The 4,797-nt window shown below is 69.7% G+C and carries 6 protein-coding genes; 1 reads left to right on the plus strand and 5 read right to left on the minus strand.

The genetic code is table 11. The annotated features are described in order from the left end of the window. From AC1D01_RS21070 to lptF, 5 genes are all read right to left on the minus strand, one after another. The coding region (locus tag AC1D01_RS21070) for an aminotransferase class I/II-fold pyridoxal phosphate-dependent enzyme (protein ID WP_477869723.1) at nucleotides 1-719 on the minus strand (719 nt) is incomplete at its 3' end. A gap of 10 nt (nucleotides 720-729) precedes the next feature. Then, complete coding sequence (locus AC1D01_RS21075) at nucleotides 730-1,686, minus strand: CysB family HTH-type transcriptional regulator (protein ID WP_477869725.1); 957 nt, start codon at nucleotides 1,684-1,686, stop codon at nucleotides 730-732. A 34-nt stretch (nucleotides 1,687-1,720) separates the two neighbouring features. Beyond that, on the minus strand, nucleotides 1,721-2,107 hold the full coding sequence (locus tag AC1D01_RS21080) for a sirohydrochlorin chelatase (RefSeq protein WP_477869727.1): 387 nt from the start codon (nucleotides 2,105-2,107) through the stop codon (nucleotides 1,721-1,723). Then, the gene (gene lptG, locus AC1D01_RS21085; protein ID WP_477869729.1) at nucleotides 2,104-3,207 is read right to left on the minus strand and encodes an LPS export ABC transporter permease LptG; all 1,104 of its coding nucleotides are present in this window, start codon (nucleotides 3,205-3,207) and stop codon (nucleotides 2,104-2,106) included. The genes AC1D01_RS21080 and lptG overlap by 4 nt, the downstream gene beginning before the upstream one ends. Beyond that, entirely contained in the window at nucleotides 3,204-4,352 is a 1,149-nt protein-coding gene (lptF, locus tag AC1D01_RS21090; protein ID WP_477869731.1) for an LPS export ABC transporter permease LptF, read from the minus strand. Before lptF ends, lptG begins: the two co-directional genes overlap by 4 nt. A 26-nt stretch (nucleotides 4,353-4,378) precedes the next feature. Between lptF and AC1D01_RS21095 the strand changes: the two genes are divergently transcribed. Continuing rightward, the coding region (locus AC1D01_RS21095) for a M17 family peptidase N-terminal domain-containing protein (RefSeq protein WP_477869733.1) at nucleotides 4,379-4,797 on the plus strand (419 nt) is incomplete at its 3' end.

Genomic DNA, 4,797 nt, shown 5'->3' on the forward strand with positions numbered 1-4,797 from the left:
TGGTAGGTCTTGCCGAAGCTCGAGACGATGAAGCTGCGCGCGGCCAGCTCCGGGTGGCGCGCGACGCTTTCGTGCCGCTGGCCGTCGTACACCATGTGCTCGTAGACCTCGTCGGCGATCACGAACACGTCGGTCGGGCGCAGCAGCTCGGCCAGCTGCTGCATCTCGGCGGCGCTCCAGACGGTGGCGCTCGGGTTGTGCGGCGTGTTGATGATGATCGCGCGGGTGYGCGGCGAGAGCGCGGCGCGGATGCGTTCGAAATCGGGCCGGAAGGTGCGCGGTGTCAGCGGCACATGCACCGCGGTGCCGCCGGCCAGCACGATGTTGGGTTCGTAGCTGTCGTAGCACGGGTCGAGCACGATCACTTCGTCGCCCGGGTGCACGATCGCGAGGACCGCGGTGATGATGGCCTGCGTCGCGCCGGCGGTGATCGTGATCTCGGTGCCGGGGTCGTACGCATGGCCGTACAGCGTGGCGATCTTCGCGGCCACCGCCTCGCGCAAGGCCGGCACGCCGGTCATCGGCGGGTACTGGTTCAGGCCGCGGTGCATCGCGCCGCTCACCGCGTCGAGCAGCCGCGGGTCGCCGTCGAAATCGGGGAAGCCCTGGCCGAGGTTGACGGCACCGTGCTGCTGCGCGAGGGCCGACATCACGGTGAAGATGGTCGTGCCGACCTGCGGCAGGCGGCTTTCGATGGAGGGGGTTCGCAGGGTGGTCATGGCGGATGGATCAGAGCTGATAGTCGTGTCCGGCGTCGGCGGCATCGCCGCTCATCGCGCGCGCGATCAGCCCGCGGTTCAGGCGGTCGGACAGCATCTCGGCGAACGCGTAGACGAAGTTTCTCAGGTAGGCGCCGCGCTTGAACGCGACGCGGGTGACATTGGAGCCGAACAGGTGGCCGACCGGGCGCGAGACGAGTTCGCCGTTCGGCGGGTCGTCGCGCACCGCGATCTCGGCCAGCACGCCGACGCCCATGCCCAGGCGCACGTAAGTCTTGATGACGTCGGCATCGATGGCCTCCAGCACGATGTTCGGCTTCAGCCGGCGCGCGGCGAAGGCCTGGTCGACGCGCGTGCGGCCGCTGAACGACGGGTGGTACGACACCAGCGGCTGCTGCGCCAGGTCTTCGAGCGTGATGCGTTCGAGCTGCGCGAGCGGGTGGCCAGCCGGCATCACGACCGCGTGCTGCCATTCGTAGCAGGGCAGGGTCACCAGTTCGTCGTGCTCGGCCAGCGATTCGGTCGCGATGCCGATGTCGGCCACCTCCTCGATCACCATCTGCGCCACCTGCGCCGGCGCGCCCTGGTGCAGGCTGATGTTGACCTTCGGGAAGCGCTTGCGCAGCTGGGCCACCGGCTCCGGCAGGAAGTAGCGCGCCTGCGTGTGCGTGGTCGCGATCGACAGCGTGCCGGCGTCCTGCTTCGAGAACTCCTCGCCGATGCGCTTCAGGTTGCCGACCTCGCGCATGATCACCTCGATCGACTTCAGCACCTCGACGCCGGGTTCGGTGACGCGGCGCAGCCGCTTGCCGTGGCGCGCGAAGATGTCGACGCCGAGCTCGTCCTCGAGTTCGAGGATGGCCTTGGAGATGCCGGGCTGCGAGGTGAACAGCGCTTTGGCGGTCTCGGTCAGGTTCAGGTTGCGGCGAACGGCCTCCTGGACGAACCGGAACTGGTGCAGGTTCATATTCCGTTGCAATCTGTGGATTGCCCGGATTAAATCACTTCGTGTCTGTGGATGCGCGCAGCAGCTGGCCGGCGGCGGCGGCCATCGCGGCGATCACGGTGTCGAGTTCGCCGACGGCGGGATGCAGCTGCCAGGCGACGCGGGGGTGGGTGGCGGCGAGTTCGGCCAGCAGCTCCGGCAGGTCTTTGCGCACGTGGCCGCCGGCGCCGAGGAACAGCGGCAGCACATCGACGTGCGCGCAGCCTTGCACGGCGAGCTGCCGGCCGGCCTCGCGCAGGTCGGGCGCCATGAACTCGAGGAAGGCGAGGGCGACCGGCACGCCCGGATGCGCGGCCCGCACGCGCGCGGCGACGTCCTCGAACGGCACGGCCCAGTGGGGATCCCGTGCGCCATGCGCGAACAGCAGCAGCCCGCGCGTCACCGGTACCTCACCAGCCAGCTGAAGGCTGCGAGGGACAGCATCAGGTAGATCGCGCTCGGCGTGGCGGCCACGATCCAGGGCGTCCAGTTCTGCAGCAGCCCCAGGTGCGCCGCGACGTTGTTCAGCAGCACGAAGCTGATGCCCAGCATGATCCCGCCGAACACCTTCAGGCTGACGCCGCCGGCGCGCGCATGCAGGTAGGCGAACGGCAGCGCGAGCGCCACCATCACCAGGCAGGCGAGCGGGTACAGCGCGCGCTTCCAGAACTGGATCTCGTGGCGCTGCGCCGTCTGCTCGTTGTCGGACAGGTGGGTGATGTAGCGGAACAGCTCCAGCGTCGACATCGAGCCCTCGGGCAGCACCGCGGCGGCCACCACGTTGGCGGGCATCGTGCTCGGCCAGGTGTAGACCGGCAGCTGCTGCGCGTGCACCAGCCCGCCGCTGGCGGCATCTTGCCAGTCGGTCAGGTTCACGTCCTGCAGCGTCCAGTTGTCGTCGTTGCCGACGCGCCCGCGCGCCGCGCTGATGCGGCGCAGCAGCCGGCCGTTGCCGTCGGATTCGAAGATGCGGATGTTCAGCAGCTCGCCGCCGGCCGCCGCGCTGCCGACGTTGACCGAGTACGAGCGCTCGCCGTCGGGTGTCACCCGGTGATCCTTCAGCCAGGCGCCGGTGATGCCCAGGCTGAAGCCGCCCTTGTAGCGCGCCTGCAGCTGCGCTGCGCCGCGCTCGCTGAGCGGCGCGAGGTAGTCGCCGACGACGAAGGTCAGCAGCCCGAACGCCATGCCCAGCCCGGTCAGCAGGAACAGCGCACGCCCCGGCCCCAGCCCGCCGGTGCGCAGCACGGTGAACTCGGACGACTGCGCGAGGCGCGACAGCGCGTAGATGGTGCCGATCAGCACCGCGATCGGCGACAGCTCGTACAGGTGCCCCGGCAGCTCGAGCAGCGAGTACACCGCCGCATGCAGCGCGGTGTAGGTCTTGGTGATGCCGCCCAGCTCGTCGACGAAGTCGATGAAGAAGAACAGCGACAGGAAGGCCACGGCGACGAAGGCCACCGACGAGACGATGTCGGCGTAGAGCAGGCGGCGCACCGTCCTCATTTCTTGCAGGCCTCCTGCATGCGCTGCTTCAGGCCGCCGCCATGGTCGTTGCGGTTGCCATTGCCGTGGCGCCGCCGCAGGCTCCAGTGGGTGCCGTTGTCGCGCCACCAGAGCAGCGCGATCGCCGCCAGCAGCACGCCGCCGTGCATCGTCACGAGGATCGCGCCCATGCCGGCCTTGCCGCCGGCCACCCAGGCCTGCGACAGGTTGATCAGGTTGTAATAGACGACGAAGCTCAGCAGCGCGAACAGCAGGTTCCAGTTGCTGGCGCGCCGCGGCTGCGTGGCCGACAGCCCGATCGCCAGCAGCAGCAGGTTGGCCGCGCCGAGCGTCAGGCCGAGCCGCCAGGTGAGCTCGCCCTGCGCGGCCGGCGTCGGCTCGCTCATCAGGTCGATGGTGGGGCGGGCCTTGGGCGGCGGCGCGGTCGCGCTGCTCAGCACGCGGTCGCCGGCCTGCACCTTGTAGGTCTCGAAGCGCGCCAGCGTCTTGTCGCCGCTGCGCAGGTTCTGCTCGTTCTGCTGGCCGCTGTCGAGCACCAGGTAGCGGTCGTCGTCGGTGTTCTCGATGTGGCCGCTGCGCGCCGAGGTCACCGATTCCTTGTCGGGCTGCGAGGTCAGGATGAAGACGTTGCGGCCGGTGCGGCCGTCTTCGCTGTCGCGTTCGATGAAGAAGGTGCGGCGGCCGTCGCGCGAGGACTGGAACTGCCCGGGCGCGACGCGCGACAGGTCGGAGCGGCGCTCGAAGCGCTCGCGCAACTCGGCGCTGCGCGCGTTCATCCACGGCCACACGAACAGCGCCAGCAGCGCCACCACCAGCAGCACCGGCCAGCTCACGCGCAGCACCGGCCGCACGAAGCGCGACAGCCCGATGCCGCTGGCGAACCAGATCGACATCTCGCTGTCGCGGTACATGCGGGTCAGCGTGGAGACGGTGGCGATGAACAGCGACAGGCTGAGCATCGTCGGCAGCTGGGCGAGCGCCACGTAGCCCAGCAGCAGCACCACGTCCTGCGGGGCGATGCGCCCCAGCGCGGCCTGGCCCAGCGTGCGGATCAGCATCATCGTCAGCACGATGGTGAGGATCACCACCAGCGTGGCGCCGAATGTGCGGGCGAGGTCTCGCCGCAGGGAGGAATCGAATAACATCGTTGGATTCTGGACTGGCTCGCATTATGGACTTCAGACATCAGGTTTCTTCTTCCGGCGCCCTGGCAACCCTGCAGGCCGACGCGCTGCTCGTGGTGGTCGATGCATCCGCCGGCGGCAACACCGTCGATGCGGTGCTCGACGCGAAGCTCGCAGCCCCCATCAACGAGGCGATCGCCCAGGGCGACTTCGCGCTGAAGGCCGGGCGGGCGCTGTACCTGCACCGCGTGGCCGGYGTGAAGGCGCCGCGCGTGGTGGTCGCCGCGGCCGCCTCCGGCACCGCGAAGGCCTTCAAGACGGCGGTCGCCAACGGCCTGGCGCAGCTGAAGGGCGGCGGCGCGAAGCACGTGGCCGTCGCGCTGGCCTCGGCCGGCGAACTGGGTGCGGCGCATGCGCAGGCGCTGGTCGCCGCGGCCGGCGACGCCACCTACGTCTACCGCCACAC

This window comes from Rhizobacter sp. P3_B12, assembly GCF_056402895.1.